This is a genomic window from Niveispirillum sp. (genome assembly GCF_052437035.1).
Taxonomy (GTDB): domain Bacteria; phylum Pseudomonadota; class Alphaproteobacteria; order Azospirillales; family Azospirillaceae; genus Niveispirillum.
In genome coordinates this window covers 50267-76242 of sequence record NZ_JBQVOH010000014.1, presented here as the reverse complement: position 1 = coordinate 76242, position 25976 = coordinate 50267, and the positions used below count along the sequence as shown (strand labels likewise).

30 protein-coding genes are annotated in these 25976 nt (G+C 64.9%); 8 read left to right on the top strand and 22 right to left on the bottom strand.

What is annotated here, in order from left to right:
- From ACT6Q8_RS23530 to ACT6Q8_RS23515, 4 genes are all read left to right on the top strand, one after another.
- Positions 1 to 621, top strand: a complete 621-nt coding sequence (locus ACT6Q8_RS23530; RefSeq protein WP_444734978.1) for a toxin-antitoxin system YwqK family antitoxin — start codon at positions 1 to 3, stop codon at positions 619 to 621.
- Between the two features lie 3 nt (positions 622 to 624).
- Positions 625 to 1014 (top strand): DUF4280 domain-containing protein, encoded by a 390-nt coding sequence (locus tag ACT6Q8_RS23525; RefSeq protein ID WP_054166676.1) that lies wholly within the window; start codon positions 625 to 627, stop codon positions 1012 to 1014.
- Positions 1015 to 1088: 74 nt separating this feature from the next.
- Complete coding sequence (locus ACT6Q8_RS23520; RefSeq protein WP_444734979.1) at positions 1089 to 1925, top strand: hypothetical protein; 837 nt, start codon at positions 1089 to 1091, stop codon at positions 1923 to 1925.
- Positions 1922 to 2578, top strand: a complete 657-nt coding sequence (locus tag ACT6Q8_RS23515; protein WP_054166674.1) for an SPOR domain-containing protein — start codon at positions 1922 to 1924, stop codon at positions 2576 to 2578. Before ACT6Q8_RS23520 ends, ACT6Q8_RS23515 begins: the two co-directional genes overlap by 4 nt.
- Before the next feature lie 88 nt (positions 2579 to 2666).
- On the opposite strand, the gene ACT6Q8_RS23510 is transcribed toward ACT6Q8_RS23515, so the two are convergent.
- The 13 genes from ACT6Q8_RS23510 to ACT6Q8_RS23450 all read right to left on the bottom strand — a co-directional run bounded on the left by ACT6Q8_RS23510 (position 2667) and on the right by ACT6Q8_RS23450 (position 12684).
- Positions 2667 to 3236, bottom strand: a complete 570-nt coding sequence (locus ACT6Q8_RS23510) for a GNAT family N-acetyltransferase (protein WP_054166673.1) — start codon at positions 3234 to 3236, stop codon at positions 2667 to 2669.
- A 2-nt stretch (positions 3237 to 3238) separates the two neighbouring features.
- The gene (locus ACT6Q8_RS23505; RefSeq protein ID WP_082372060.1) at positions 3239 to 3652 is read right to left on the bottom strand and encodes a c-type cytochrome; all 414 of its coding nucleotides are present in this window, start codon (positions 3650 to 3652) and stop codon (positions 3239 to 3241) included.
- A 17-nt stretch (positions 3653 to 3669) separates the two neighbouring features.
- Entirely contained in the window at positions 3670 to 5268 is a 1599-nt protein-coding gene (locus tag ACT6Q8_RS23500) for a flavin monoamine oxidase family protein (RefSeq protein WP_444739435.1), read from the bottom strand.
- A 154-nt stretch (positions 5269 to 5422) separates the two neighbouring features.
- Entirely contained in the window at positions 5423 to 7867 is a 2445-nt protein-coding gene (locus ACT6Q8_RS23495) for a TonB-dependent receptor (protein ID WP_054166672.1), read from the bottom strand.
- Positions 7868 to 8109: 242 nt separating this feature from the next.
- Positions 8110 to 8610, bottom strand: coding sequence for a RidA family protein (locus ACT6Q8_RS23490; protein ID WP_444734980.1), 501 nt, complete (start codon positions 8608 to 8610; stop codon positions 8110 to 8112).
- A 34-nt stretch (positions 8611 to 8644) separates the two neighbouring features.
- Positions 8645 to 8899 (bottom strand): hypothetical protein, encoded by a 255-nt coding sequence (locus ACT6Q8_RS23485; RefSeq protein WP_054166671.1) that lies wholly within the window; start codon positions 8897 to 8899, stop codon positions 8645 to 8647.
- 301 nt (positions 8900 to 9200) lie between these two features.
- The gene (locus tag ACT6Q8_RS23480; protein ID WP_444734981.1) at positions 9201 to 9851 is read right to left on the bottom strand and encodes a transglutaminase-like cysteine peptidase; all 651 of its coding nucleotides are present in this window, start codon (positions 9849 to 9851) and stop codon (positions 9201 to 9203) included.
- A gap of 435 nt (positions 9852 to 10286) precedes the next feature.
- The gene (locus ACT6Q8_RS23475; protein ID WP_054166669.1) at positions 10287 to 10508 is read right to left on the bottom strand and encodes a hypothetical protein; all 222 of its coding nucleotides are present in this window, start codon (positions 10506 to 10508) and stop codon (positions 10287 to 10289) included.
- Between the two features lie 23 nt (positions 10509 to 10531).
- A complete protein-coding gene (locus ACT6Q8_RS23470) occupies positions 10532 to 10774 on the bottom strand; it encodes a hypothetical protein (protein WP_156344458.1) in 243 nt (80 codons plus the stop codon).
- Between the two features lie 38 nt (positions 10775 to 10812).
- Entirely contained in the window at positions 10813 to 11487 is a 675-nt protein-coding gene (locus ACT6Q8_RS23465; RefSeq protein WP_444734982.1) for a PspC domain-containing protein, read from the bottom strand.
- Positions 11484 to 11711 (bottom strand): envelope stress response membrane protein PspB, encoded by a 228-nt coding sequence (gene pspB, locus ACT6Q8_RS23460; RefSeq protein ID WP_054166666.1) that lies wholly within the window; start codon positions 11709 to 11711, stop codon positions 11484 to 11486. Before pspB ends, ACT6Q8_RS23465 begins: the two co-directional genes overlap by 4 nt.
- A gap of 81 nt (positions 11712 to 11792) precedes the next feature.
- Positions 11793 to 12470: a phage shock protein PspA gene (gene pspA / locus ACT6Q8_RS23455; RefSeq protein WP_054166665.1), complete on the bottom strand. Its 678-nt coding sequence runs from the start codon at positions 12468 to 12470 to the stop codon at positions 11793 to 11795.
- Positions 12471 to 12483: 13 nt separating this feature from the next.
- Positions 12484 to 12684 carry a hypothetical protein gene (locus tag ACT6Q8_RS23450; RefSeq protein WP_054166664.1) on the bottom strand — a complete coding sequence of 67 codons (201 nt, stop codon included), beginning with the start codon at positions 12682 to 12684 and terminating at the stop codon, positions 12484 to 12486.
- A 252-nt stretch (positions 12685 to 12936) separates the two neighbouring features.
- On the opposite strand from ACT6Q8_RS23450, the gene pspF reads away from it, so the two are divergent.
- Both pspF and ACT6Q8_RS23440 read left to right on the top strand, forming a co-directional pair.
- Positions 12937 to 14067: a phage shock protein operon transcriptional activator gene (gene pspF, locus ACT6Q8_RS23445; RefSeq protein ID WP_444734983.1), complete on the top strand. Its 1131-nt coding sequence runs from the start codon at positions 12937 to 12939 to the stop codon at positions 14065 to 14067.
- Positions 14067 to 14450 (top strand): DUF1801 domain-containing protein, encoded by a 384-nt coding sequence (locus tag ACT6Q8_RS23440; protein WP_444734984.1) that lies wholly within the window; start codon positions 14067 to 14069, stop codon positions 14448 to 14450. The genes pspF and ACT6Q8_RS23440 overlap by 1 nt, the downstream gene beginning before the upstream one ends.
- Before the next feature lie 15 nt (positions 14451 to 14465).
- Here ACT6Q8_RS23440 and addA read toward each other — a convergent pair whose 3' ends face one another.
- Positions 14466 to 17981, bottom strand: coding sequence for a double-strand break repair helicase AddA (gene addA, locus ACT6Q8_RS23435; protein WP_444734985.1), 3516 nt, complete (start codon positions 17979 to 17981; stop codon positions 14466 to 14468).
- Positions 17982 to 18127: 146 nt separating this feature from the next.
- Between addA and ACT6Q8_RS23430 the strand changes: the two genes are divergently transcribed.
- The gene (locus tag ACT6Q8_RS23430; RefSeq protein WP_444734986.1) at positions 18128 to 19138 is read left to right on the top strand and encodes a sensor histidine kinase; all 1011 of its coding nucleotides are present in this window, start codon (positions 18128 to 18130) and stop codon (positions 19136 to 19138) included.
- A gap of 106 nt (positions 19139 to 19244) precedes the next feature.
- Here ACT6Q8_RS23430 and ACT6Q8_RS23425 read toward each other — a convergent pair whose 3' ends face one another.
- Genes ACT6Q8_RS23425 through hisB form a run of 7 tightly spaced genes read right to left on the bottom strand, consistent with a single transcriptional unit; the run spans position 19245 to position 23401 of the window.
- Positions 19245 to 19601, bottom strand: coding sequence for a histidine triad nucleotide-binding protein (locus ACT6Q8_RS23425; protein WP_054166659.1), 357 nt, complete (start codon positions 19599 to 19601; stop codon positions 19245 to 19247).
- A gap of 47 nt (positions 19602 to 19648) precedes the next feature.
- Positions 19649 to 19975 carry a phosphoribosyl-ATP diphosphatase gene (locus tag ACT6Q8_RS23420; protein WP_054166658.1) on the bottom strand — a complete coding sequence of 109 codons (327 nt, stop codon included), beginning with the start codon at positions 19973 to 19975 and terminating at the stop codon, positions 19649 to 19651.
- Between the two features lie 11 nt (positions 19976 to 19986).
- Entirely contained in the window at positions 19987 to 20760 is a 774-nt protein-coding gene (gene hisF, locus ACT6Q8_RS23415) for an imidazole glycerol phosphate synthase subunit HisF (protein ID WP_054166711.1), read from the bottom strand.
- A gap of 4 nt (positions 20761 to 20764) precedes the next feature.
- Positions 20765 to 21493 carry a 1-(5-phosphoribosyl)-5-[(5-phosphoribosylamino)methylideneamino]imidazole-4-carboxamide isomerase gene (gene hisA, locus ACT6Q8_RS23410; RefSeq protein ID WP_054166657.1) on the bottom strand — a complete coding sequence of 243 codons (729 nt, stop codon included), beginning with the start codon at positions 21491 to 21493 and terminating at the stop codon, positions 20765 to 20767.
- Complete coding sequence (locus ACT6Q8_RS23405; protein WP_444734987.1) at positions 21490 to 22074, bottom strand: GNAT family N-acetyltransferase; 585 nt, start codon at positions 22072 to 22074, stop codon at positions 21490 to 21492. Before ACT6Q8_RS23405 ends, hisA begins: the two co-directional genes overlap by 4 nt.
- Entirely contained in the window at positions 22071 to 22721 is a 651-nt protein-coding gene (hisH, locus tag ACT6Q8_RS23400; protein ID WP_054166655.1) for an imidazole glycerol phosphate synthase subunit HisH, read from the bottom strand. Before hisH ends, ACT6Q8_RS23405 begins: the two co-directional genes overlap by 4 nt.
- 47 nt (positions 22722 to 22768) lie before the next feature.
- Positions 22769 to 23401 carry an imidazoleglycerol-phosphate dehydratase HisB gene (hisB, locus tag ACT6Q8_RS23395; protein WP_054166654.1) on the bottom strand — a complete coding sequence of 211 codons (633 nt, stop codon included), beginning with the start codon at positions 23399 to 23401 and terminating at the stop codon, positions 22769 to 22771.
- A gap of 139 nt (positions 23402 to 23540) precedes the next feature.
- On the opposite strand from hisB, the gene ACT6Q8_RS23390 reads away from it, so the two are divergent.
- Positions 23541 to 24788 carry a hypothetical protein gene (locus ACT6Q8_RS23390; RefSeq protein ID WP_444734988.1) on the top strand — a complete coding sequence of 416 codons (1248 nt, stop codon included), beginning with the start codon at positions 23541 to 23543 and terminating at the stop codon, positions 24786 to 24788.
- Here the strand turns inward: ACT6Q8_RS23390 and ACT6Q8_RS23385 are convergent.
- A complete protein-coding gene (locus ACT6Q8_RS23385) occupies positions 24785 to 25972 on the bottom strand; it encodes an ABC transporter permease (protein ID WP_444734989.1) in 1188 nt (395 codons plus the stop codon). The genes ACT6Q8_RS23390 and ACT6Q8_RS23385 overlap by 4 nt on opposite strands.
- Between the last annotated feature and the right edge of the window lie 4 nt (positions 25973 to 25976).

Below are 25976 nucleotides of genomic sequence, written 5' to 3'. Positions count from 1 at the left end.
ATGGACGAACAGCAGCAAGCCGCCCCACCGCCCGAACCGCCGGTGCCCATGGAGGACCGGGACGAGGCCGGGACCGTCCGCCGCCGCTATGCCATGGAAGGCGGGGTCTTGCAGGGCGTGATGGAGACGTTCGACGCCGATGGTGTGCCGGAGTCGCGGATGAGTTTCCACCAGGGCACGCTGCACGGGCCGTCCACCATTTTCCAGGCGGGACGGCCGGCGGTGCAGATGTCCTACGTCAACGGCCTGCTGCATGGGGAGGTGCGCAGCTTCGACCCCGCCGGACGGTTGACGGCGGTGACAAGCTTCGTGGGTGGCAAACGGTCGGGTGACAGCCAGATTTTCCGGCCCGACGGCACCCTGTTCCGGCGCGAAACCTGGCAGGATGACCAGATGCACGGCCCGGTGGAGGTGTTCAATCCCGATGGCAGCCTGCTGCGCCGGTCGACCTATGTGGCCAACCTGCTGCATGGGGAGGTGCTGACCTTCGGTCCGGCTGGGACGGAGCCGGAGCGGGTGATCTTCGACAAGGGGCTGGCGCAGGGACCGCTGGCGCCGCTGGCAGGGCCGGTGCCCAAGGCGGGGCTGCGGCAGCGTTTCTTTGGCAAGAAAGGCGGGTGATGCATGGGACAGCAGGTCGTGATGGGTGCCCTTTTGCAATGTTCCATGGGGGCGGCCCCCAGCAGCATGATGGTGCTGCCCGCCAATTGCACCCTGGCCTGCAACATGCCGGCAGCCAACATCATGGATTACGTGCCCATGATGAACGTGATGCCGTTCGGCACCTGTATATCCATGGCCAACCCGATGGTGGCGGCGGCGACGGCGGCGGCGCTGGGCGTGCTGACGCCTATGCCCTGCATTCCCATGACGGTGGCGCCATGGGTCGTTGGGGCGCCGACGGTGCTGATCGGCAATATGCCGGCGCTGAATAACTCGTCGAAATGCATGTGCGCCTGGGGCGGGTCGATCGCCATCAATTTCGCCGGTCAGGCGACGGTGCAGGTCCCATGACGCTGACTGCCGCCGGTTGAGTCAGGACTCCAGTTCCCCTATCATCCCTGTTGATATACCAGCCCGAGGACCGCATGTCCGGCCACGCTGCGCGCAAGTCCCCGATCCCAGCCCGCCCGGCCCCGCCGGCGGGCGCGGGTGCCGCCGTGGCACAGCGGCAGAAGACGTTCGAGGCGCTGCGCCCCGGACCCAGCGGCGGGCAGCAGACGGCGACGGCGGGCGATCCCCTGGTCCGTGCCACCGCCGATATGTTCCAGGTGCGCGACAGCGGGCGCGGCGTAATGGTTCGCCCCAACGGCACCTATAATTTCGTGCGGGTAACGGGGGAGACGCAGGCCAAGGCGGAAACGCTGGTATCATCCAAGGCCGGCCACGCGGCCATCGCCGCCGGGCGGCCCGTGCTTTATGCCGGGACGGCCCGATTCGATAATGGCGCGCTGGAATGGTGGAGCAATTATTCCGGCACCTATCAGCCCATGGCCGCGTTCAAGGGACAGGCCGGATTGCCAGTGGAGCGGTTTCAGCCCTGGCAGAAATTGCAGATGGGCGGTGTGGGCATGCAGCGCGGTACCTTCCTGGACCGCCGCGACCCGTCCGCCCCCACGGCCCCGGAAAAACCCGGTGCACCGGCCAAGCCCGCGGCGCCGGCCCCTGCCGCCACGAAGGAAGGGTCTGCTGCCCGGCCCGCCGTGAAAGTCGCCGCCCTCACACCGCCGGCCCCGGTAAAGCCCGCCCCGGCCCCGACAGCGGCCAAGCCGGCGGCTTCCGCCGCTGCTGCACCCGTCCCCGCCACCCCGGCACCCGTGTCGCCTACCGCAGCGCCCGCCCCGGCGGTGGCACCGGCGCAGGCGAAGATGGCGCGGGCCGGCATGGCCCCGCCGCCTGTCCGCTGGTCCGGGTTGCCCCGGTGACGCGCGGCCGTCTGATCCTGATCCTGTCCGGTATCCTGCTGTTCGGTCTGCTGACCTTTGGCATCGGCCTGCTGGTCGGGCTGAACATGCAGGCCCCTACGGTACCGCCCGCCGCCCAAACGCCGGGACCCAAGGCTTCATCGGCGGCGGCCACGCCGGATGCGGCCCCGGCCCCGACACCTGACACGGCGGCGGTGCCGGCCAAGGGCACCATCGTGGACCCGCCCCCCATCATTCCCATCGGCCCGCCGCCGCCCATGGTGACGGATGTCACCAGTGCCGCCGATCCCAAACAGCCCGTATCATCCCCGCTGATGGGGCCGTTGGCGGCACAGGCGGCGACACCGCCCCCACCGCCGCCCCCGCCACAGCCGGCGGTACCGGCCCCGCCCCCCTCCACCCGTATCCTGGCGGTGCAGCTGGGCCGGTTCACACGCCAGGACAGCGCCACGGTCTTTGCCAAGCGTCTGGCGGAAAAGGGATATAAGCCCCAGATCGTGATGGCCGACTATGCCGGCATGCCGCCCTGGTATCTGGTCACCCTGGCCCCGCAGCCGGACGAGGCGACGGCCAAGCGCGTGGCAGGCGAAATGTCGGCCTTGCTGGGGATCGAGGTCATCGTCATCAGCTGGGCCGCGCCCCCTGCGAAGTGATGCCAAAGGGTTGTGTAGGGCAGTTCGTTGAAATTCCGGGAGTGTTCCTGGTTATCTCTCTGAGGTTTATAAACTTCAATGGCTTAGACTATATAAATTCTTGAACTCCCCCCTCCTGCCCGATGTCCTTGCGCATCGGGACGAAGGGGATGACGTTGCCGTCTGACAATTTCTCGGCATGGGTACCGGTGGCGATGAAGCCCAGCGCCTTGTAGAGCGGAACGCCGGGCAGAGTCGCCATGAGTTCCAGGCTGCGGAACCCCTCGGCCAGAGCTGCCTGTTCGGCGACGCGCATCATCAGGCTGGCAATGCCGCGCCGGGCAAAGGATGGGTCGACGAAGAAGGCCCGGATCTTGGCGGCATCGACGCCTGGGTCCAGCAATTCCGGCGACCGGCCCGCCGCCTGATCCCCCCCGAACAGCGTCCGGCGCCGGCTCCACCCGCCACAGGCGGCATAGCGATCGCCGACCATCACCGCGAAATAGGTGCCGTCGGCGATCAGGGTGCCATCAATGCCGAAGATCGCCTTCAGCGATGCATCGATCTGGCCGGGGCTGTAAAAGTCCCGGCTGAGATCGCGCACCGACCGTTCCAAAAGCGCTTCCAGCGCCGGCCGGTCTTCGGGCGTGGCCAGGCGCAGGACGGGTTCATCCACCATGGTTACTGCCGCATCCCCTTCACATCCTCGGGCGTCACAGCATCCTTATAGCCGTTGCCGAAATGTGTGCGGACATAATTCACGACGGCGGCCACCTGTTCATCCGACAGATAGGCGAAGGAAGGCATGGCCTTCTGCCCGTTGACCACCATGTGGATCGGATAGGTCCCGGCCTCCAGATTGCCATTGGCGGCCAGGGCCGGATAGGCACCGGCCCCTTGCGCGCCCTTGCCATCGGGCATGTGACAGCCCTGGCAGATGGCGTGATAGAGCTGTTCGCCATTCTGATAGGAGAAGCGGCGGGCATCGGCGAAATCGCTGCTCTGCGCATCGGTGCGCTGGGCGCCTGCGGGGCCGGTGGCGGCTAGGGCGGCCAGGAACAGGGCGGCGATGGAGATCGGCTTGATCATGCGCATGTCGTTCTTCCCCATGATCATTTCGCAGTAACGCGCTGGTGCAGGCGGGTGATGGCGTCCAGCGACGATTGCACCGCCCCTTCCTGCCAGGCCGGCAGGTAGGAGACATGTTCACCGGCCAGCAGGATGCGCCCGTCGATCTGGCACATGTTCTTGTAATGCTCGGCCCGCTTCGCCTCCGTCCAGGACCCGAAGCAGCCCAGCGTCCAGGGCACGCGGTGCCAGGCGACCGCTACGCCATTATCGAATTCCTTGAGATATTGCGGATGGATCTGCGCGCCGAACTCCACGCATTTCTTCACCCGCTCCTCCGGTGCCATGGAGGCGAACTCATAGGCGAACGGACCCCAGGGATAGGCGCCCAGCAGCACGCCCTTGCCCTTCTCGCCATAATGGCTGTGGGGATAGGCGATCAGGGAGATGGGCAGGTCGGTATAGGTGATGCCGCCATAAATCTCCTCATCCTGTTCCCAGAAACGGCGCTTGAACTGCAAGCCCACCTTGAACGCTGCCTCGTACGGCAGGGCGTTGATGGCGGCGTCCATGTCGGACGACACGTTCTTCTTGATCTGCGACAGGATGGAGGCGGGGATGGTGCAGAGGCACCAGTCCGCCTTGGCCGTCTTCACGGCCCCGCCGGCCTTGGTATCTTGATAGGTGACGGTGACGCCGCCCGTATCCTGCTGAATTTCGGTGACCTTGGCGTTGAAGGTGATCTTGTCCTTCACCTTTTCGGCCAGCGCCAGGGGGCCGGCATCCATGCCGCCTTCGGGCTGGAACAGGGCCGTCTGGAACTCATAGCCCGATCCGGTGCCGATGGCCCGCCACAGGCCGGATTGCAGCAACTGTGAGAACTCGATGGGCTTGGAGAAGACAGGCTCCCCCGACAGGCCACCGCCGGGGTCCTTCTCGAAGCCGCGGCGGTTGGAGGTCTCGGCATTGGCCTTGTAGGCGTAGTTGTCGTCGAGCGCGCCCCAGTCCTGCATGGCCTCCAGCAGCTTTTCCTGGTCCTCCTTGGTGACATAGCCATCCAGGCCGCCCTTGTGCCCCAGCTTGGACAAAAGCTCGGCGACATGGCCGTTGAAATCAGCCAGCACATGGCGGTAGCGCTGCGGCTTGCCACCAAAAGCATTCTTGGAATGGACATAGGCGTTGTAATTGACCTGGAAGAACGGCTCCAGCTTCACGCCCAGCTCGTGATAGTAATGCATCACGCCGCGATGATGGTATGGCACGCGCCAGGGACCGGGATTCAGGTAATGGCCCTTGTCGAACCCCACCTTCTGCGTGAATCCGCCCAGTTCGGTATAGGTGTCGCCACCGCGCAGGGTCCAGGCGCGGCCACCGGCCTTTTCCCGGTATTCCAGAACCTGCACCTTGTACCCGGCCTTGCCCAGCTCATAAGCCGCCACCAGACCGGCCCAGCCGGCACCCAGGATCAGCACCGACGTGCCCTTGGGCGCGCCGGACAGATTGGGCGGCCCCTTGAACTCGCTCTCCGCCGCATAGCCCAGCGACGTCGCCGCCTGATACATGACGGAGCTGCCGGCAGCCGTACCGATCATGGCCAGCAGTTCGCGCCGCGTCATGCGGGACCGGGGTGGCATGTTGTTCATTGCAACCATCATCGCCTCGGATGGGAAATTCAGGGCACGACCTCGCAAGCACCGCCCCCGGTGGCGCCGGGGGCGGCGAAGGTCGAGATGACAGGGATTTCAAGAAGGCCGGGGGCGGGGGATGGGCCGCCGCCCCCGGCCATGTGCCTCACGCTCAGAACTTGACGGTCACGCGGGCATAATACATGCCGCCATTGTAGCCCATGGGCGAGGTGTCGGGATAAACCTGACCCACGGCATATCCGCCACCAGCCAGCGCATCGACCTTGTCCGGGTAATTGTCGAACAGGTTCTGCACACCGATGGCGAAGTTCATGTTGTCATAGAGATCGTAGGAAACTTCGGCATCGAAGAGCCATTCCGAACCGAAGGTCTTGCCATAGTTCGCGGTGTCCGTGAACTTGCTGTAATAGCTGGCGCGACCCAGGATCGAGAAGGCGTCCAGCGTATACTGGGCGGAGAAGTTGCCACGGAACTTCGGCAGTTGCTTCTCCAGGTCCGCCTTGCGCGTATCGTCGATAACGGCGGTGTTGCGCTTGATGACCTTGGTCTTGTTGTAGTTCAGGGCCGTGGTCAGATCGACCTTGCCCTCGCCCGCCGGCACCGTGGTATTGGCCACGAAATCCACACCCTGAGTGCGGGTATCGAAGGAGTTGGTGAAGTAGTTGACGGCCCCCAGCGTGTTGGCACCCGGCACGCCCAGGGCGGCCAGCGCCAACTTATCCGCTGCTGTGGGGTTGAAGTCACCAGACAGCGCGATGCGGTCCTCAACCTTGATGTTGTAATAGTCGATGGTGACATTGATATCGGCCAGATCGGCGACGATACCGCCGGCAAAGTTCACGCTCTTTTCTTCCGACAGCGGCTTGGCACCGAAATACTGTGCCACGACGCTGGCCGCCGGATAGGTGCCGCGCGCCACCGGGCTGGAGCTGCCGGCGGGGAAGAAGGTCTGCACCGAAGAGGTCTGCGACTGACCGGGCGTCGGCGCACGGAAGCCGGTATTGACGGAACCACGGATGGCAAACTCATCCGTGAAGTCATAACGGCTGCTGAGCTTCCAGTTGAAGGTGGAGCCGAAATAGTCGAAATCCTCGTACCGGGCAGCAGCACCGACCGTCAGGCTGTCGGTCACGTCGCCTTCCAGGTCAGCGTAGAAGGCGATGTTGTCGCGCTTGAACTCGCCTGAATCCTCCGGGCGGAAACCGGGATAACCGTTGGACCCGATGGGCAGGGCCGCCGGCAGACCGGTGCGGACATCGATGAAGGAGGCATAGGGGCCGACCGTGTAGGAGGCCGTGTCGCCGGGCCCGATTTCATACAGTTCGCGGCGGAATTCGGTACCGACCGCGATGTTCAGCGGCGTGGCCCAGCCGATCTCCACCGGATAGGACAGATCGACGTTGAAATTCTCTTCTTCCTGCACCAGACGACCGACATAGAATTCGGTCGGGCTGGCCGGCCCCAGGGACGGGTTGACGGTATTCTTCAGGTCGTAATCGATCTGGCTGCGGCCAAAGGAGCCGGAAACGTTGTAAGTCAGACCGCTTTCCAGCTCATGCTTGAAGCCACCCAGAATGGAGGCATCCTTCACATCACCATAGAAGCGGGGCGTAAAGCCAGTCGGGAACCATTCCGCGAAACGGAACCCGTTCGCATCACCGGGGACCGGCATCGTCGGGCCGTTCACAGCATGATCGAGCGTCGGCGGGCGATAATAGAAGGAGCCATTGGCCTTCGACGCTCCATAATTGCCGAACAGATAAATCGAGGCCGTGTCGGTCAGGTCGATGCCGGAATTCACGAAGACGCGCGTGGCTTCCGAATCCGGGTCGCCCCAGTTCATGGCCAAGTCCTTCTTGGCCGCCGGTGCGCGCGGGTCCTGAACGCCACGGTTGGTCGGGTCGCCCTGGCTATATTCCGCCGACAGGTTGAAGAAGCCATTGGGGCCCAGCGGCAGACCGACATTGGCGGCGAACTTGGCATTGTCGCCATCGCCTTCATAGGTGGAGCCATACTGGATCGTGGCAGAGCCGCCTTCGGACGCGTCCTTGAGCTGGAAGTTCATCACACCGGCGATGGCGTCGGAGCCGTACTGTGCCGCCGCACCGTCGCGCAGCACTTCCACCTGCTTGATGGCGATGGAGGGGATCTGCGACAGATCGGATGCCTGGGCACCCGCGGCCAGGGCACCGCCGGACAGCTGCACCAGGGCCGACCGGTGACGGCGCTTGCCATTCACCAGGATCAGGGTCTGGTCGGGCGGCAGGCCGCGCAGCGTGGGCGGACGCACGAAGGTGGAACCGTCGGAGATGCCGTTACGGCTGACATTGAAGGACGGCACCAGGGTACGCAGGATGTCGTTGGTATCGCTAAAGGCCTGCTTTTCCAGATCGCCCGCCCCCAGAACATCAATGGGCGCCAAGCTTTCGGTCGCGGTGCGGTTGGCAACGCGCGTACCGGTCACAATGATCTCTTCGATCTCGCCCACCGGCTGGGCCAGGGCGGTCAGTGGCAGAAGGCTGGTCGTGCACAGGATGCCGAACGCGACCTTCCGCACGGATGCGCGCTTGGCCGGCTTGCTGTTATTTACCTGCATGAGAGGTCCCCTGTTCAACTCGGTTGTTTGGTTCCTTCCTCCTCGGTTGCGTTTCTTCCCTGATACGGTCCCTTTGCGGGACGCTTTGCCGGGGTCCGGTCCCCGCCGCCGGTTTTCCGGTCGTACAGGCCCCCCGTCCCCGATCCCCCGCCTGTCCCTACCCGTGGAGCAGGCTGGAGGTTCGTTGAAAACCGAAGGGGCCGGTCAGGGGCTTTCCCGTGCCCCCGACCGGCCCCAGCCGGTTATTTCTTGGCCTTGGCGGCCACCACTTCGATTTCCACCAGCATGCCCGGCGTCACCAGGCTGGAAATCTGCACTGTGGAGCGGGCCGGTTTGTTGGGCTGCTCCGGCGTGCCGAAGAACTTGGTATAGCCGGCCATCATGCCGGCGAAATCCATCTTGCCCTCCTTGGCCGGGTCGCCGACCAGGTAGACATGCATCAGCACGACATCGCCCATGGTTAGGCCCTGGGCCTTCAGCGTTTCCTGGATGCGGGTCAGGACATTGACCGTCTGCGTCTCTGTATCGCCGAACACATCCACGCTGCCGGCGGGGGCATCCTTGTTCACGGCCGGCGGCACCGTGCCGGACAGGAAGAACAGATCGGACCCGGCCGGCACCTGCACCGCCGAGGCAATGGGGAAGTTCGGCACATCCGTGCGCTTGATCTCGCGGGCCTCTTCCTTGGCGCAACCCGTCAAGGCCGCCGCGAGGACCAGGAGACTACCCAACCGCTTCAACATTCTTCCTCCGTTATGGATGGGCCGGGACCGCGTGTCAGCCACGGGCCGGCAAAGACAGGGGATGAACAAGCCAGACCTTGCGGCCTTCATCCCAGGAGACACCGGACAGAAGCTCCGGCGTGTGAAGGCTGGCGGTCGGTTGCCGGACCTGACGGTCCGTCGCCCGCGCCTTGGCGGCGACAAGGGCCGGCGGGGCCTTGACCACCCTGACGACATTCCTGACGGCGACCCTTACGGCATGTTTGGCCATGTCCACCTTCGCGTCTGTCGGCGGGGAGGCGGCAGCCATCGGGCCTTCGCGTCGCCGCCCATCCCCCTGATACGAAACAGGGTTTCAGCAACAACCGTGCCACGGCTGTGCATGTGCGAAATCAAGGATGCCGCAGGGGAAGCCACCAAGACGACTGCTCAACAAAGGGGCAGCCTGCCATCAAAGAAGAAGTTGTGGTGATTTTTGAGGCAGGCAAGAATTGAAAAAGGGCATTTTGGTTAATTTTTCCTTAATTAACGCAAGAACAGTGCCGATCTTCGCGGCAAAGTTTGGTTGAAACCCCTATCCGGCCTCGATTGCTTATGAATTGAGCAAATTGTCATCCATCCCCGCGCTCGGCCATCATCAGGGCCGGCTGGCTCTGTGCCCGGCGCCAGGTGCGGTGGCCCGGCACTTCCTGCGCCACGAAGACATAGCCCTCGGCGGCCAGTTGTTCGGGCCGCATCGGTTGATGGTGGCGATCATCCAGATAGATCTCTTCCACCCCCTGTTCCGCCTGACGCCGGACAGACAGGATCAGATGGTGGCCGCCATTGCCGGGCAGGCGCACGATGGTGGCACGCAGGGCGGCGCGCGGAAAACCCCGGCGCAGCAGTCGGGAAATGCTGGTCATGACCACATCATCACAATCCCCGGCCATGCCGCGCCCCGGCGTGCCCAGAATCTCCCACCGGTCCTGCTTGTCCTCGCGATAGATCAGGTCATCCACCACCTGCCGGTGGACCAGCACGGCCATACCCAGCGTGGCGCGACCGGCATCGACCCGGTCCATCCCGACGGGCGTGCCCACCTTGCCGCCCAGACCCACGGCGCAGCCGGGGTCACGGTCACCATAGGTCTGGCAATAGCTGCGGTACTGGGCCAGCGGCTCCATCTCCCCGTCCCAGGCCAGGGCAAGGGCCGGCGCATTGGCCGTCAGGACCGTGGCCAGAAGCAGGGCCAGCGCCAGGAAGGGCGACAGGCGGCGCAACCGGTCAAGAGTTATAGATCGAAGTATATAGAGACTATCTTGCCGATAGTTAAATATTAATATTTTAGTAACCAATACCAGAATGGCGATACGCCGTATCAGTGAATAATAATGCTCAATATTGCGCTGCAAAATTTTCGTCTTTGCATCGCAATATAATGGATTTGATGTCCCATACAGGGCAATTACGGTCATGGCCGTTCGCTTATCTGCGTTTCCTCTGGCCGATCACTGTATGTCAGCAAGAATTATTCGCCACCCGAAAATTGCTATCACGACAAGAAAAGACGCGCCTTTCCTGTTCCGGCAGCAGGGGCGGCCGGGCAGGGAAGGCGCGTCAAGTGGGTAGGTATGGGTGTGAGATGACGGGGCAGGTCGGGTCGGACTATCCCTTGCTGCCCCCTGCAAGACCGGCGGCGGACATCCGCCGGGTAATCAGGCGCGACTGCGCCAACCTGGCGCTTCCGCGTCCAGGATCCTTTCAAGCTGCAGGACCCGGTCCTCCAGCCGTGCGGCCCGATCCGACAGTTCGGCAGCCGCCCCTTCCGACAGGCCCCCGACCCGCATGGCCCGCATCTGGGTCAGATGCTTCATGACGATGGCCACGATGGGGATCATCAGGGCCATGACGGGAACGATATAGGGTGAGTTGAACATCGTGCGTCGCCTTGGCTACCGGATCAGGGGGAGGGGCGTTCCAGGTCGCGGAACTGCCGGTTCAAACCGAATTCAGGGCTGGTGACATAGCGTTCGATGCCGGCCACCCGCCGGTCGATATCGTCCAGCGCCCGAAAGCGTCGGCGCAGGTCGACCTCGCTCTGCGCCACCTCGATATCGATCTGGTGCCACCGCCGCACACCCCGGGCGATCAGCACCAGAATGGGGATGGAAAGCGCCAGCACGGGGATCATGTAAGGGCTCATGGCTTCACCTGATGCGGGAGAAGAAGCGGCGGGGCGCCTTACTTCTTCTCCAGGTCGCGGAACTGCCGGTGCAGGTCATATTCGCGGGATGCCACGAACCCTTCCAGCTTGGCAAGGTCACGGTCCAGGTCGCGGAACTTACCGCGCAGACCAGACAGGGTCTGGTCGGGCTTGGTGGCGACGGAGCGCATGAACACTTCCTCCTCCCGGCTCTCATAGAGGCCCGAGGGCCGTTCCTTTAGCAGCCACCACAGGATCGGATAGCCGAACAGAAAGACCGGCGGGAAGAAGAAGAAGCCGATGATGAAACCCAGACGGATGATCCAGGCATCGACATTGGCATATTCGGCGATACCGCCGCAGACGCCGGCAATCTTGCTGTCGGTGCGGCTGCGCCATAGCCGGTACGGTCGGGAAGGATAATGGTCGCCCATGCTTTCCTCCGCATACTGTCCGTGGTGGTCTTGGGCGCGGCCGGGATCGGATGATGACGGGGCCGGGCCCCAATCCTCACGCTGCCGCTGCTTGCGCTTGGACCCGCCGAACGTGTCGGGCCCCAGGCCGAAATAATCCGCCCAGCTCTGTTCCGGGCGCTTGCCGAAATATTCCTGTTCCCAGTTCCGGTTGTGGCCGGAACCGCGCCCCGACCGCGACCGGTATTGGTCGCGGCCAGGGAAGGGCGGCGGGGTGCCGGGGCCGGGGCGGTCGCTCATGCTTTCGCCCTCCAGCCCGGCGCCTCGGCATCCAGGATCTTTTCCAGCTGCCGGATGCGGTCTTCCATCTTGTTGGCGGAATGCCAGAGTTCGGACAGCATCTGCTCATCATCCGCCGACAGCGTCTTGGCGATGCGCCAGCGGGTTACGTAGTGAAAGATGATCCAGACGGGCGCCACGATCACCATGAAGATGACTGCGACGACAAATACTCCTTCAGGCATAGTTGCCCCCCTTATCCCAAGGCCCAGCCCAGTGCGGGCGGCCCCCTCTCATTCCCGATGCGAGGGGCGCCCCGGTCGGGGTTACCCCTGCTGATCCTTGGCCGCGAGCCTGGCCTTGAGCGCTGCCAGTTCCGACTCCACCTTGGACTCGGCTTCCAGCTCGGCGATCTCGTCCTCCAGGCTCTTGGCGCCGCGGCCCATGCCCAGCACTTCAGAGCGACCTTCCAACACATCGAGGTTGCGTTCAACCTGCTCGAAGCGGGAGAAGGCATCGGTGATGCGATCGTCATAAAGCTGGGTGCGGACCTTCAGGCGGTTGGTGGCGGTTTTATGCCGCGCAATCAAGGTCTTTTCGCGGGTCTTGGCATCGGCCAGCTTGACCTGGAGCGCGCCGATATCCTCGTTGGTCTTGGCCAGTGCGCTGTCCAGACGGCCCAGTTCGCCAGCCATCTGCTCGGCGGCTTCGGCCAGCTTGGCCTTGGCAACCAGGGCACCCTTGGCCAGATCTTCGCGGTCCTTGGACAGCGCGAATTCGGCCTTGCGCTGCCAATCCTCCGACTCGCGGCGGATTTCGGAGAGGCGGCGCTCGATCTCCTTCTTCTCCGCGACCGTCTTGACGGCAGAAGAGCGGACTTCGACCAGCGTGTCTTCCATTTCCTGGATGATCAGCCGGACCAGCTTTTCCGGGTCCTCAGCGCGATCCAGGATGGCGTTGATGTTCGAATTGACGATGTCGCCGAGGCGGGAAAAAATGCCCATGTCGGGGTCTCCTTCAGGCAAGGGCAATGAAAAGGTTGCTCAAACCGGTGGCCACCGCAAGGATGATCCAGGCTTCTACCGGCACAGCCCGGAAATCCTCATAGAGGTCCCGGAACATGCCGCCCGCGGGCCGGGCAAAGAACCCGTCAGCGGACTTGGTATAGCCGGTTGCCGGCTGATCGGACATCCCATTGTCGTAGGTGAAGTCGGTCATGGCTGGCTTCCTTGCGATCTCGTTGTTTCCCCGGTGTCTGAAAACAGTAAGAGCAAGGGGTGTGCCAACTCTCCGCCACAATCTCACTTTTGTTTAATATCAATATCTTAGTGGAATTGAGAATTCTACGGCGATCGGGGGATGGGTGGCAATCAACCCACTCGTTGGCGATTCTCACCACTCGCTCGCCAATCCGCCCACTCTTCGCTAAGATGCTGATATTGGCAGTCAAAAAAGAGTGGCACCGGCCCCATGTCTCCCGCCGTTTCCCCCCCGTCGCTGATCGGTCAGGCCCCCTCCTTCCTGGGTCTGATGGAACATGTCTCGCAGGCCGCCCCCCTGAACCGCCCGACCCTGGTGATCGGGGAACGCGGGACGGGCAAGGAACTGGTGGCCGCCCGCCTGCATTACCTGTCGCCCCGCTGGGACAAGCCGTTCGTGAAGCTGAACTGTGCGGCTTTGTCCGACACGCTTCTGGAAACCGAACTGTTCGGGCATGAGGCCGGGTCCTTCACGGGGGCCGCCAAGCGGCATGTGGGCCGGTTCGAACTGGCCGATGGCGGCACCCTGTTCCTGGACGAGATTGCGACCGCCACCCTGCGCGTGCAGGAGAAGATCCTGCGCGTCATCGAATATGGGGAGTTTGAGCGGGTGGGCGGGAACACCACCATCCAGATCGATGTGCGCGTCGTAGGCGCCACCAACGCCGACCTGCCGCACCTGGCCGATCAGGGAAAGTTCCGCGCCGACCTTCTGGACCGGCTGTCCTTCGACGTGGTCACCATCCCGCCCATGCGGGCCCGGCCGGAGGATATTCCGATCTTGGCCGAGCATTTCGGCGTGGCCATGGCCCGCGAACTGGGCAGGCCCTTTTTCGGCGGCTTCACGCCCGATGCGATGCAGCAGATGCTGGCCTATGACTGGCCCGGCAATGTGCGTGAACTGAAGAATGTGGTGGAACGCGCCGTCTATCGTGCCGGCGACCCGGAAAGTCCCATCACCGACATCCATTTCGACCCGTTCCAGTCGCCCTGGCGGCCCAAGCAAATGTCGATCTATGCTGATGCGGCACCCGCCCCCATCGTCGTCACGATGCCCCCGCCCGCATCCACGCCCAGCACGCCCGCCGCCGCCGCACCTGCGGACAGCACCGGCCCCGCCCTGCCCGAGGGTCCGTGCGACTTCCTGGGTCTGGTTGCGGATTATGAGAAGGTGCTGCTGCGCAATGCCCTGGAACGCAACCAGTTCCACCAGAAGCGCGCCGCCGCCGATCTGGGCCTGAACTATCACCAGTTCCGGGGCTATCTTCGCAAATACGGCCTTCTGGAACGCCGCCATGGCCCGCGTGAGGTCGATGATGGCGATGACGGGGATGAAGGCTGATGCCGCCCAAGGCCTATAAAACTGTAGAGGCGTTCCTGGCGGACCTGCCGGCGGAAACGCTGGCCGTCGTGCGGGAACTGCGCGCCCTGATCCGGGCCGCCCATCCAGGGCTGGTGGAGGGGATCAAGTGGAACGCCCCCAGCTTCGCCCTGGACGGCACCGACCTTGTCACCCTTGGGCTGCAACGCGACGGCACCACCCGGCTGGTGCTGCATCGGGGGGCCAAGGCCAAGGACAATAGCGGCTTCCGCTTCGACGACCCGGACGGGCTGGCCGACTGGCCCGCACCCGACCGGGGCGTGGTGGTGATCAAGAACAGTACAGAGATGGACGCGAAGGCCGAACCGCTCGTGGCCATGGTCCGGCGCTGGGTTGGCGCGTAGAGGGTGGCCGCCCCCTTACGGTGCATGCGCATCCATCAGATCGCCCGGCAGTTCCATCATGAACGGCCCATCGGTCCAGAGCAGGACACAGCGCACATCCTTGCCCGGATAGATCCGCGACAGGGCGGCGCGATAGGCGGCCATCTGCTGAAGATAAATGGCCGGCACCTTCTCCACCTCGCGCGGGGGTGGGCGGTTGGTTTTGTAATCCACGATCCAGACGGCATCGTCGGTCACGCACAGCCGGTCGATCCGGCCCGACAGGGCACGACCGCCGACCAGACCGACCAGCGGCACCTCCGCCCGGCTGCCGGGCGCGAACAGGGGCGCAAAGGTCGGGTCATTCAGGACGCGCAGCGCCTCCGCCCCGATCTCCGCCTGCTGCACGCCGGTCAGGTTGTGGGCGGGTCGCGCCAGCCAGGCCGCCGCCACATCGGTCCACCTCGCCGGCTCTGTCTCCGGCAGCACCTGCAACAGCGTATGGATCAGGTTCCCGCGCTTGAACCGCAAGCCATCATCGGGCCCCAGGGGGGAGCGCAGGGACGGTTCCGGCGCATCGGGCTGTGACGGGGCCAGCGGCTTGGACGGGCTGGGATCGCGCGGTGCCGGTTCCAGCGCCCAGGCCGGCAACTCCACCCCCGTCGCCGTTGCCGCCACAGCCACGGCCTCGTCGCGCACCGGCACCGTCTGCGCCTCATGCAGCACCAGTCCGGTTCCGGCCCAGCCGGCGGGCGACAGGGCCGTGAAATCAAACGGTTCCGGTCGCGCCATCCCCTCCAGCGCGCTTTCGACCAGCCGGTACCAGGAACCGGGACCGCCCGTCTTGCGTTGCTGTTCCCAGCCGCAGACGATCAGCCGATCCTCGGCGCGGGTCAGCGCGACATAGAGCAGGCGGCGATATTCCTGATCGCGCCGGCGGTTGGCGATGGCCCGGCGCACGCCCGCCGTCGCATCCTCCATCCCCCGCCTTGGTGCATAAAGCGGCAAGGGCGGGCCATGATCGGCCTGCGCCTCGCCTGCCAGCGGCTTTTCCGGCCACAGGATTTTCGGGCTTTTGTCCGGTTCGCGCATGGTGTCGGGCAGGAAGACGATGGGAGCCTGCAACCCCTTCGATCCATGCACCGTCATGATGCGCACCTGCCCCGGACCATCGCCGCCACCGGTATCCAACTCGCGCTTGATCTCCGCCTCCGATGCCTCCAGCCAATGCAGGAAGCCTTGCAGGGAGGCCACATGCTCCCGCTCGAACAGCAGGCAGGCGGTCAGGAACTCCTCCAGCGGGTCCTGCGCCTCCGCCCCCAGACGGGACAGGATGGCCCGCCGCCCCGACCCGGCGGGATCGGGCGGACAGGGCCGCGACAGCACGCCGGCAAACAGCTCATAGGGTGCCCGGTAATCGGTATCGTTCAGGATGGCGCGCAGATAATCCCAGGCCGTGGTCAGGGCCGCATCCTCCTTGGCCTTCTCCGTCAGGGCCGCCCACAGCCGCCCTGGCCGCCCATGCGCCACCTGGAACAACTGCTCCTCGCTCAACCCCACCAGCGGGGATTTCAGCAGGATGGCGAGGTTCAGATCATCCTCCGGCAGGACAAGGAACCGGGCCAGCGCCATCAGGTCCATCACCGCCAACTGCTCGGTCAACACCATGCGGTCAACGCCGGCCACAGGCACATCCCGGTCCTTCAGGGCGCGGACCAGATGGCCCACGAACTGATCCCGGCTGCGGACCAGCACCATGATGTCGCCGGGCCGCAGGGGCCGGTTGCGCGACACCAGCATCTCGCCATCGGCCAGCCAGCGGGCGATCTGATCCGCCATGGTGCGGGCCAGCCGCGCCACGGGCTTGTCCGCCTGTTCGGGTTTCAGCGGCAGGGACCAGGGGTCGGGATCGGTGGCCTCATTCGGGCTGACCAGGGGCCAGATTTCCACCCGTCCCGCGTGGCCGCGCCGGTGCGGGATGTGCCGCACCTCCACCTCTGGCCCGGCCACACCGTCACGGGCCAGACCGCTGGCAAACACCTTGTCCACCGCCGACAGGACGGCCCCCACCGACCGGAAACTGGTCTGCAGGTCAACCACCCGCCATGTCCGCTGGGCCGCATTGACCTTGGCGTCGAAATGCCGGCGCATGCGGGCAAATTCGGCGGGGTCGGCGCGCTGAAAACTGAAGATCGATTGCTTGTCGTCGCCCACCACGAACAGGGTGCGCACCCGGTCATCACGCGCCCCCAGGCCAGCGAAGAATTCCTCCGCGATGGCCGACACCACGGCCCATTGTTCGGGGTTGGTGTCCTGCGCCTCATCGATCAGGACATGATCCAGGCCACCATCCAGCTTGAACAGTACCCAGGCGCAGGCATCCGCCCCCGCCCCGCCCGACAGCAGGCTTGAGGCCGCCAGGATCAGATCGTCGAAATCCAGGACCCCGCGCGCATCCTTCAACCGCTGATACCGGCCCAGCAGCGCCTCACCCAGCACCAGCAGGGCAGATGTATGGGCCGCCACGGCCACCCGCCGCCGTTCCTCCATCACGGCGACAAGACGCGCCGCCTCCCGCTGCAAAATCTCCAGCGCCATCGGATCGGCTTCCGACGGCTTCTTGGTCATCAGGGCCTTGCGCGGCTCCCCCTCATTGGTCAGGTACAGCGACGTATAATCGGACCAGCCGCGCAGGCGGCGCGGTTCATCACCGTCCAGCCAGGCCTGGATGCCGATCCCCCGTTCCACATCCGTCTTGGTGCCTGTGGCCAGGGTTCCGCAGGCGCGGCGTAACCCCATCTCATCCACGGTGCCGGCGGCGCAGGCGCGCGACAGCACCGACAGGTCTGTCTCCCCGGCGGGCACGCGCAGGCTGCTGCGCAGGGCCGCGATGGCGGGTTCCAGCCCGCCCTGGGCGTCCAGGATGCGTTTCAGCCGCCCGCGTTCCGCCGTCAGGCTGGCCAGAAGATCATTGAACTCATCCTCCGACACCGACCCGGTCAGCAGATCTACCGCGTTCGCTAAAAGGCTTCCGGGTTCGAAACGACCAGCCAGCAGAACGGATTGTTTTGCCTCCGCAAGCAATTCCTCTGCCGTGCGGTCGTCCATGACCTCGAAGTTCGGGGCAAGCCCGGCCTCCAGGGGGAAGCGGCGCAGCAGCGATTGGCAGAAGGCATGGATGGTCTGGATCTTCATGCCGCCGGCCGTATCCAGCACGCGGGCGAACAGGCGGCGGGCCGCCACCACATCCCCGCGCGACGGTTCCCGCCCCGTCAGCGCGTGCAGGTTGGCGCGCAGCTTATCCTCGTCCTGCACCGCCCAGACCGACAGACGGTCGGCGATACGGTTGGCCATTTCCGCCGCCGCCGCCTTGGTGAAGGTCAGGCACAGGATGCGCGACGGGTCAGTGCCCGCCAGCATCAGGCGCAGCACGCGGTCGGTCAGGACCTTGGTCTTGCCCGTTCCCGCCGACGCGCCCACCCACACCGAACTTTCAGGATCGGAGGCCAGCCGTTGCAGGACATTGGGATCGGTGGGGCGGATGTCATTCATGAGGGCGCAGCCTACAGGCACCATACCCCACGGGTCCAGACAGACGAACAGATCGCGCGTCGCGTGTCCACTGACACACTTTCTTCACCCGACCATTGTGGATTATGCTTTCTCCCCTATTCGCTGCCCTGATGCGCGGAGGCGCCATGGACACGGTACGCTGGCTGGCATCTGCGCCTAACAAGGCGGCCTTTCGGGTGGCCTTTGCATTTGTCGCCGTCTCGGCCCTGTGGATCATCTTTTCCGATCAGGCGGCCAAAGCCATGTTCGGGGATGTTGCCGACCTGTCGGCCTTTCAGACGGTCAAGGGCCTGTTCTATGTCGGCGTGACGGGGCTGATGCTGTTCCTGCTGGTCCGGTTTCTGGTGGGCCGTCTGGCCGACCGAACGACGGAGGCGCTGGGCGCACGCGAGGCAGCGGCGGAGGCGATGCGTCAGGCCGGCATTGAAAGTCGCGCCCTGGAACGCGCCAAAAGCCAGTTCCTGTCATCGGTCAGCCATGAATTGCGCACGCCCTTGAACGCCGTCATTGGCTTTGCCGACATGCTGGGCGACCCGACCCTGCCCATGCCAGCGGACCGGGTGCGCGATTATGCGGGGGAGATTTCGGCCGCCGGCCATCACCTGCTGGAACTGGTGGAAAGCATCGTGGCCTGCGCGGAGGCCGAGACGGGCCACACCCTGGCGCCCGAACTGGTGAACCTGCGCGAAGAGGTGGGCCGCGTCGCAGGGCAGGCGCGGGTGCGGGCACAGCATCGCCGCACTTCGGTGGAGAATCTGGTGCCCGACGGGTTGATTGTGAAGGCCGACCCGCTGGCCCTGCGTCAAATCCTGTTCGCGCTGCTGGACAATGCCGTCACCCATACGCCCGAACATAGCCATGTCCGCATCGATGGGGAGGCGACGCCGGCGGGCGAGGTGGTGGTCAGTATCGTCGATGACGGGCCGGGCCTGCCGCCGGAAGTGGTGATGGGCATGGGCCGCCCCTTCCTGCGCGGCGGCGATCCGCTGACGGCCAGTGTCGGCGGGCTGGGCCTGGGCCTCTATCTCGCCACCCTGCTGACCAGCCGCCATGGCGGACGCCTGTCGGCAGACCGCCCCGACAACGGCCAGGGAACCCGCATCCGCATCGCCCTGCCGGCAGGTATGGCGGCTTGATGAGGGACTGTTGAGATTGATCTCAGCTTGAGCCTGGCCGCCTCCCCGGCGAAACTTCGCCGAGGAGGCGGGCTTTCAATGTCAGATGAACTTTAATAGCCCCTAACTAAGCCAGCAACGGACCCAGCGGCTTTCCGCCCACGATGTGGATGTGGAAATGCGGGACTTCCTGGTGGCTGTCAGGGCCGTGATTGGCGAGCAGGCGATAGCCGCTATCCTCCACCCCCGCCTGACGGGCCACCAGACCGGCGGCGCGCACGAAGCCGGCGATTTCCTCAATCGTGGCCTGGGATGAGAAATCGGCGAAGCTGGTGAAGGGGCCCTTGGGGATCACCAGGATATGGGTTGGGGCCTGGGGATTGATATCGTGGAAGGCCAGGGCGTACGGGTCCTCGTACACCTTCTTGCAGGGAATTTCCCCGCGCAGGATACGGGCAAAGATATTGCTGCGATCATAGATCAAGGCACCGATCCTTCCGCTGTTTTGGCCACTGTTATGGGAACGCCGTTTCAGGCTTGTGTGCGGTTCTTCTTTTCCTCGATCCCGCTGACGCCCTTCCGTCCTTCCAGGATGGCATAGACATCGGCAGGTTGCACCCCGGCATCGGCCCAAAGCACCAGAAGATGGTAAAGAAGATCGGCGGATTCCGAAGCCAGTTTTTCCGGCGTTCCCGCCATGGCCTCGATCACCGTTTCCACCGCCTCTTCCCCCACCTTCTGGGCGATCTTGGCGCGGCCCTTATGGAACAGGCGCGCGGTATGCGAACTGTCGGGATCGCCGCCCTTGCGCGACAGGATGGTGGCGTAGAGATCGTCCAGGATGGCGGGATTGGACATCGGCGTTCCCTTTACAGTCGGATCGGTATCCCCGCCTTGGCCATGTGTTCCTTGGCCTGGGCGATGGTGTAGGTGCCGAAATGGAAGATGCTGGCGGCCAGAACGGCGGAGGCATGGCCCAACTTCACGCCATCGACCAGATGGTCGAGGTTCCCGACGCCGCCAGAGGCGATGACGGGGATGGTCACGGCGTCGGCCACGGCGCGGGTCAGTTCCAGGTTGAAGCCCTGCTTGGTGCCGTCGCGATCCATGGAGGTCAGCAGGATCTCACCGGCCCCGTATTCCGCCATGCGCCGCGCCCATTGGACGGCGTCGATGCCGGTGCGGTTGCGCCCGCCATGGGTGAACACTTCCCAGCGCTGCTCACCATTGGGGCCGCGCTCGACCTCCTTGGCGTCGATGGCGACCACGATGCATTGCGCGCCGAACTTCTGCGCCCCTTCCTGCACGAATTCCGGGCGGTGGACGGCGGCGGTGTTGATCGACACCTTGTCGGCACCGGCCAGCAGAAGTTTGCGGATATCCTCAACTGTGCGCACGCCGCCGCCGACCGTCAGCGGCATGAAGACCTGTTCGGCGGTGCGGCGGACCACATCGAAAATGGTCTCGCGATTGTCGCTGCTGGCCGTGATGTCGAGAAAGGTCAGCTCGTCGGCACCAGCGGCATCATAGAGACGGGCCTGTTCCACGGGATCGCCGGCATCGATCAGGTCGACAAAGTTCACGCCCTTGACGACGCGGCCATCCTTCACGTCCAGGCAGGGGATGATGCGGGCCTTCAGCATCGGCTCATTCCCCTCGCAGGACGGCCAGCGCCGCCGCCGGGTCGATGCGCCCGTCATAAAGCGCGCGACCGGAGATGACGCCGTTGATCCCCGTATGCTCCACCTCTTTCAGCGCCCGCAGATCGGCCAGCGAGGACACGCCGCCCGACGCGATGACGGGGGTGGTCAGGTGGCTGGCCAGATCGGCGGTCGCCTCCACATTCACCCCACCCAGGGCGCCATCGCGGTCGATATCGGTATAGATGATGGCGGCAACCCCGCAATCCTCGAACTTCAGGGCCAGGTCCAGCGCCTTCAGACTGCTGGTCTCCGCCCAACCTTCGACGGCGACATAGCCGTCGCGGGCGTCGATGCCGACGGCGACATGGCCGGGGAAGGCCTTGCAGGCTTCCTTCACCAGGGTCGGGTTCTTGACGGCGACCGTGCCCAGAATGACGCGGGTCAGCCCGCGTTCCAGCCAGAAACCGATCGTGTCCAGATCGCGGATACCGCCACCCAACTGGGTCGGCAGCTTCACGCGCTTGAGGATAGACTCAACCGCCGCCCCATTGACGGGCGATCCCGCGAAGGCGCCGTTCAGGTCCACCAGATGCAGCCATTCGAAGCCCTGGGCCTGAAACGTCTCCGCCTGGGCAGCGGGATCGGTGTTGAAGATGGTCGCCTGATCCATCTCGCCGCGCAGCAGGCGGACGGCATTGCCATCCTTCAGGTCGATAGCGGGGTAGAGGATCATGCTTGCGGCTCCGTCTCGTCTTCCGGCCGTTCCAGGACCTTGTAATAGAAATGGCCGGCGATGGTCCGGCCCTTGGCGCGGGCATAATGCGGATGCGTGCCCCAGCGCGTGAAACCCATATGGTCGTAAAGCGTGATGGCAGCCCGCTGCGTCTCCCGCACATCCAGGTTCAGGATGCCGAAGCCGAGATTGGTGGCCTCGTCGATGATGGCCTGGGTCAGCTTGCGCGCCATGCCATGACCGCGCGCCCAGGGGGCGACAAAGCTGGTGGTCAGGTTGCAGGCAAAGGCCTGCGCCTCATTATTGCGGGTCGGGCGCACCAACTGCGCCGAACCGGCGATAACCCCATCCAGACGCCCCACGACCAGGGTGCGTTCAGGAACGGCCATCACGCCCTTCCAGTAGCGCTCCATCACCTCGCGGTCGGGCGGGGTGACCCAACCGAAACCGCCGCCATCAATGATGGCCGCCTCTGCCGCGTCGCACAGGTCGTACAGGTCGGAACGCTTCAGCTCCGTCACCTTTTCCACGGTCACGATGCTGTCGGACCCGGCCAGCGGGTTCTGATGCTGCGTGCTCATGGCCGCCACCGCAGGAAATTGCCGATGATGGACAGGCCGGCGGCCTGGCTTTTCTCGGGGTGGAACTGCATGCCAACCAGATTGTCGCGCCCGACAATGGCCGGGAACTCGCCCGCATAATCGCAGGCGGCCAGGACCAGGGCCGGATCGGCGACCTTCATGGCATAGGAATGGACGTAGTAGGTGTGGGTGCCGGGTGTGATGCCGGCCAGAACCGGGTGCGCCGGTGCCTTCACGATCAACTCGTTCCAGCCCATATGCGGGATTTTCAGGGCGGGATCGGCGGGCGTCAGCGCCTCCACCGTCGCATCCAGCCAGCCCAGGCCCGGATGCACGCCATGCTCCACCCCGGCCTTGGCCATCAGCTGCATGCCGACACAGATGCCCAGGAAGGGGGCGCCCTGGCGGATCACGCGTTCGGTCAGGGCATCGACCATGCCGGGCACGGCGTCCAGCCCCGCCTTGCAATCGGCAAACGCGCCGACGCCGGGCAGGACGACGCGGGCAGCACCGCGCACCACATCCGGGTCATTGGTGACGATGATGCGGGCATCCAGCCCGCCATCGGCCACGGCACGTTCCAGGGCCTTGGCGGCGGAACGCAGATTGCCGGAGCCGTAATCGATCAGGGCGACGCTATCGGTCATGGTGCCTTGCCCATGCGACGGGAAGGGAAGGGAAAAGGGGAGGGCGCTTACAGCGACCCGCCCAGCACACCCTTGGTGGAGGGCACGGCATCAGCCTTGCGCGGGTCGATCTCAACCGCAGCGCGGAAGGCGCGGGCCAGTGCCTTGTAGCTGCTCTCCACGATATGGTGGTTATTCTCACCATACAGGTTCTCGACATGCAGCGTCGCGCCCGCGGCCTGCGCAAAGGCCTGGAACCATTCCTTGAACAGCTCGGTGTCCATGTCACCCAGCTTGTCGCGGGTGAAATTGACCTTCCAGATCAGGTAGGGGCGATTCGACAGGTCGATGGCGACGCGGGTCAGCGTCTCATCCATGGGGATCAGGGCGTCGCCATAGCGCTGGATACCCTTGCGGTCGCCCAGCGCCTTGGCCACGGCCTCGCCGATGGCGATGCCCGTATCCTCGGTCGTATGGTGGAAGTCGATATGCAGATCGCCCACCGCCTCAACCTCCAGGTCGATCAGCGAATGGCGCGACAGCTGTTCCAGCATATGGTCCAGGAACCCGATGCCGGTGGACACCTTGTAGACCCCGGTGCCGTCCAGGTCGACGGCGACACGGATGCGGGTCTCCTTCGTCGTGCGTTCGACAACGGCACGGCGCGGAGAACGGGCGGAGGGGGCGGCTGCGTTCGACATGGGAATGTCCTATCAACCGGGGCCGTCCCTGTCATCCGGCCCTTTTGCAAGGCAGCGTCCGTTCCCTTGCGCGGGCCTGGACGCAGGGCGGATTATAATTGTAATTTTATGGAGGCTTGATCATTTCAGATTGTGTCGCATGCGCCATTCCGCTGGTTCGTTCCTTGCCCTCTGTCTGATCCTGCTGCTGACGGCCTGTGCGGAGGCACCGCCGCCGCCGGGGCCACGGGTGCCGGTGGCGTTGAGCCTGGGGCGGATACAGGTCGATCTTCCCGTGGGGCACAAGGCCGGCGCCTATGGCTGGCGCTGGGACTGGAGCTGCGTGGCGCCCTTCAACGAGGTGGCCTGGATCACGGAGGGGCGGACGCCCGGACTGCTGACCCAGGCGGCGCGCGATGGGGTCGGCCTGGGCGGTTTGGGCCTGACGGCGGGGGCGGCACGTGTGCTGACGGGGCGGCTGGTCGATTTGGAACTGTCGCTGTGCCGGCAGCGCGATGCCCTGTCGCAGAAGCCGATCGGCATCACGGGACAAGGCAATGTCCGCATCGACTGGGAACTGACCGACCCGCCGGGACCCGTCCGCCGTTTCACCACGGTGGGTGAGGGGGAGACCGATATCCCGTCCCTGAATGGTCAGTACGATATCATCCTGCGTAATGCCGCCGCCGATGCCGCCCGTCGTCTGGCCGCAATGCCGGAATTCCGCCAGCTGGTGATGTCGCCGATGGGGGGTGAGGGGCCTGCCGCCGCCGGGCCGGTCCCGGCCTTGCCGGTATCATCGCCTGGTCAGCCTGCCGCGTTCGTTGAAACTGTGGAAGCAGATGAAACGCCGGAACCGGAGCCGGCGATGCAGGCCGCAACGCCCGTGGCACCGGGGGCGGCGCGGGTGCAGATGGGGGCGAATGCCGGGGTGATCGTCGATCCGCGTGGATGGGTGCTGCTGCCCGATACCAGTGCCGATCTGGCCGATCCATTGCCGCTGCTGCTGGCGGATGGGCAGGTGGTGACGGGGCAGTTGGCGGCGCGTGCCTTCGGTTTCCTGCTGGTCCGCCTGCCGGAAGGGAACTGGCCCGCCCTTGCCATCCGTCGTCAGCGCCCAGCGGTCAGCCAGTGGCTGCACCGCCTGGATGGGGAGGGCAGGGGGCCGGTCGCCATGGTGGCGGCCCATACCGGACCCGTCCGCGCGCAGGCGACGGAGATACCGTCCCTGCTTCTGGACCTGGACGAGGAGTTATGGCGCAACCCGCCCTGGATACTGCTGGATGAAGAGGGGCGGTTGGCGGCCCTGCGGGGCGCAAAGGCACTGCCCGGCGATCCCGCCCCCTACTACGCGCCATCTCCCGTGATGGCCCATTTCAGGACCATCACGGGGGATATGGGGAATTAACCCTGTGAATAGGCCGTCACGATGGGCACGCGGGCGGCGCGCAGGGCCGGGAAGAAGCCGCCAATCAAACCGACCAGCAGGGCCAGGATAATACCCTGCTTCACCAGGGCGGGCGTCAGGCTGACCGAGAAGACGATCTGCGTGAAGCCTTGACCCAGGGTCGAGGTGCTGAACCCGTCAAAGAACAGGAAAATGCCCATCGACCCGATCACGCCGCCGATGCCGGCCAGCACCAGACTTTCCAGCAAGGTGGCGACAAAGCTGGGGAAGCCGCCGAAACCCAGGCAGCGCAGGGTCGCGATCTCCCGCGCGCGGGATGCGACAGAGCTGTACATGGTGTTCAGTGCCCCGGCGAGCGCACCCAACGCCATGGCGATGGCCAGCGGCCAGCCGGCATTCTGGATCAGCTTGACGGTGTTGGACGACTGGCCCGCGAAATAGCCCTTCTCCGAAAATACTTCCAGCTTCAGGCGCGGTTCGCCCGCCACATAGTCACGCAACTGGTCGATGGCTTCCGGGCTTTCCAGGCGGACGCGCACCGTCTGGAACGAGGAGCCACGGCGGAACAGGCTCTGCACCACCGCCGCGTCACCCCACAGCTCGCTTTCGAAAACCGACCCCTTCATGGAGAAGACGCCCACCACCTTCCAGGTGCCGGTGCCCAGACGGACCTCGCTGCCCAGGTCGAAGCCTGCAAATTCCCGCACCAGGCCTTCGCCCACCACGATCTCGTTGCTGCCCGGTTCGAACATGCGGCCCTGGGTGATGGTCAGGTCGTCGCGAAGGACCGCACCATCCTTGCCGATCCCGCGCAGGGGCAGGTTGGCCTTCAACCCGGTTGAGCGCTTCACACCATCGACGATGACGTAAAGCTCACCCGATATCAGCGGGTTGCCGTCCGGCTTACGGACGATGCCCGGCGCCTCGCCGATCAGGCGGATCTGATCCAGCATGACGACAGAGTTCACCTCCTGCTGCGAGCCGTCGCGCAGCAGGATGGCGATAGTATCGGAGCCGGTGCCGTCCAGCGTGCGTTTGAACCCGGCGGCCAGCGCCAGGAAGCCCAGTAGCACGGTCACCACCATGGCCACCGCGACCACGGTGGAAAAGGACAGCCAGAAACGCTGCGGCAGGCTTTTCAGATTGATGGAACAGACGGCGATGATCTGATTGAGGATACGCATCCTT

Coding starts and splice junctions, on each gene's coding strand:
- hisH (WP_054166655.1), bottom strand. CDS start 22,721: ATGACCGATAGCGTCGCCCTGATCGATTACGGCTCCGGCAATCTGCGT.
- ACT6Q8_RS23485 (WP_054166671.1), bottom strand. CDS start 8,899: ATGGCTGCCGCCTCCCCGCCGACAGACGCGAAGGTGGACATGGCCAAA.
- pspF (WP_444734983.1), top strand. CDS start 12,937: ATGTCTCCCGCCGTTTCCCCCCCGTCGCTGATCGGTCAGGCCCCCTCC.
- ACT6Q8_RS23490 (WP_444734980.1), bottom strand. CDS start 8,610: ATGTTGAAGCGGTTGGGTAGTCTCCTGGTCCTCGCGGCGGCCTTGACG.
- ACT6Q8_RS23520 (WP_444734979.1), top strand. CDS start 1,089: ATGTCCGGCCACGCTGCGCGCAAGTCCCCGATCCCAGCCCGCCCGGCC.
- ACT6Q8_RS23500 (WP_444739435.1), bottom strand. CDS start 5,268: ATGAACAACATGCCACCCCGGTCCCGCATGACGCGGCGCGAACTGCTG.
- ACT6Q8_RS23525 (WP_054166676.1), top strand. CDS start 625: ATGGGACAGCAGGTCGTGATGGGTGCCCTTTTGCAATGTTCCATGGGG.
- ACT6Q8_RS23405 (WP_444734987.1), bottom strand. CDS start 22,074: ATGAGCACGCAGCATCAGAACCCGCTGGCCGGGTCCGACAGCATCGTG.
- ACT6Q8_RS23420 (WP_054166658.1), bottom strand. CDS start 19,975: ATGTCCAATCCCGCCATCCTGGACGATCTCTACGCCACCATCCTGTCG.
- ACT6Q8_RS23440 (WP_444734984.1), top strand. CDS start 14,067: ATGCCGCCCAAGGCCTATAAAACTGTAGAGGCGTTCCTGGCGGACCTG.
- ACT6Q8_RS23450 (WP_054166664.1), bottom strand. CDS start 12,684: ATGACCGACTTCACCTACGACAATGGGATGTCCGATCAGCCGGCAACC.
- hisA (WP_054166657.1), bottom strand. CDS start 21,493: ATGATCCTCTACCCCGCTATCGACCTGAAGGATGGCAATGCCGTCCGC.
- hisB (WP_054166654.1), bottom strand. CDS start 23,401: ATGTCGAACGCAGCCGCCCCCTCCGCCCGTTCTCCGCGCCGTGCCGTT.
- ACT6Q8_RS23390 (WP_444734988.1), top strand. CDS start 23,541: ATGCGCCATTCCGCTGGTTCGTTCCTTGCCCTCTGTCTGATCCTGCTG.
- ACT6Q8_RS23505 (WP_082372060.1), bottom strand. CDS start 3,652: ATGCGCATGATCAAGCCGATCTCCATCGCCGCCCTGTTCCTGGCCGCC.
- ACT6Q8_RS23495 (WP_054166672.1), bottom strand. CDS start 7,867: ATGCAGGTAAATAACAGCAAGCCGGCCAAGCGCGCATCCGTGCGGAAG.
- ACT6Q8_RS23470 (WP_156344458.1), bottom strand. CDS start 10,774: ATGAGCCCTTACATGATCCCCGTGCTGGCGCTTTCCATCCCCATTCTG.
- ACT6Q8_RS23430 (WP_444734986.1), top strand. CDS start 18,128: ATGGACACGGTACGCTGGCTGGCATCTGCGCCTAACAAGGCGGCCTTT.
- ACT6Q8_RS23385 (WP_444734989.1), bottom strand. CDS start 25,972: ATGCGTATCCTCAATCAGATCATCGCCGTCTGTTCCATCAATCTGAAA.
- pspB (WP_054166666.1), bottom strand. CDS start 11,711: ATGCCTGAAGGAGTATTTGTCGTCGCAGTCATCTTCATGGTGATCGTG.
- pspA (WP_054166665.1), bottom strand. CDS start 12,470: ATGGGCATTTTTTCCCGCCTCGGCGACATCGTCAATTCGAACATCAAC.
- ACT6Q8_RS23475 (WP_054166669.1), bottom strand. CDS start 10,508: ATGTTCAACTCACCCTATATCGTTCCCGTCATGGCCCTGATGATCCCC.
- ACT6Q8_RS23465 (WP_444734982.1), bottom strand. CDS start 11,487: ATGAGCGACCGCCCCGGCCCCGGCACCCCGCCGCCCTTCCCTGGCCGC.
- addA (WP_444734985.1), bottom strand. CDS start 17,981: ATGAATGACATCCGCCCCACCGATCCCAATGTCCTGCAACGGCTGGCC.
- ACT6Q8_RS23510 (WP_054166673.1), bottom strand. CDS start 3,236: ATGGTGGATGAACCCGTCCTGCGCCTGGCCACGCCCGAAGACCGGCCG.
- ACT6Q8_RS23530 (WP_444734978.1), top strand. CDS start 1: ATGGACGAACAGCAGCAAGCCGCCCCACCGCCCGAACCGCCGGTGCCC.
- hisF (WP_054166711.1), bottom strand. CDS start 20,760: ATGCTGAAGGCCCGCATCATCCCCTGCCTGGACGTGAAGGATGGCCGC.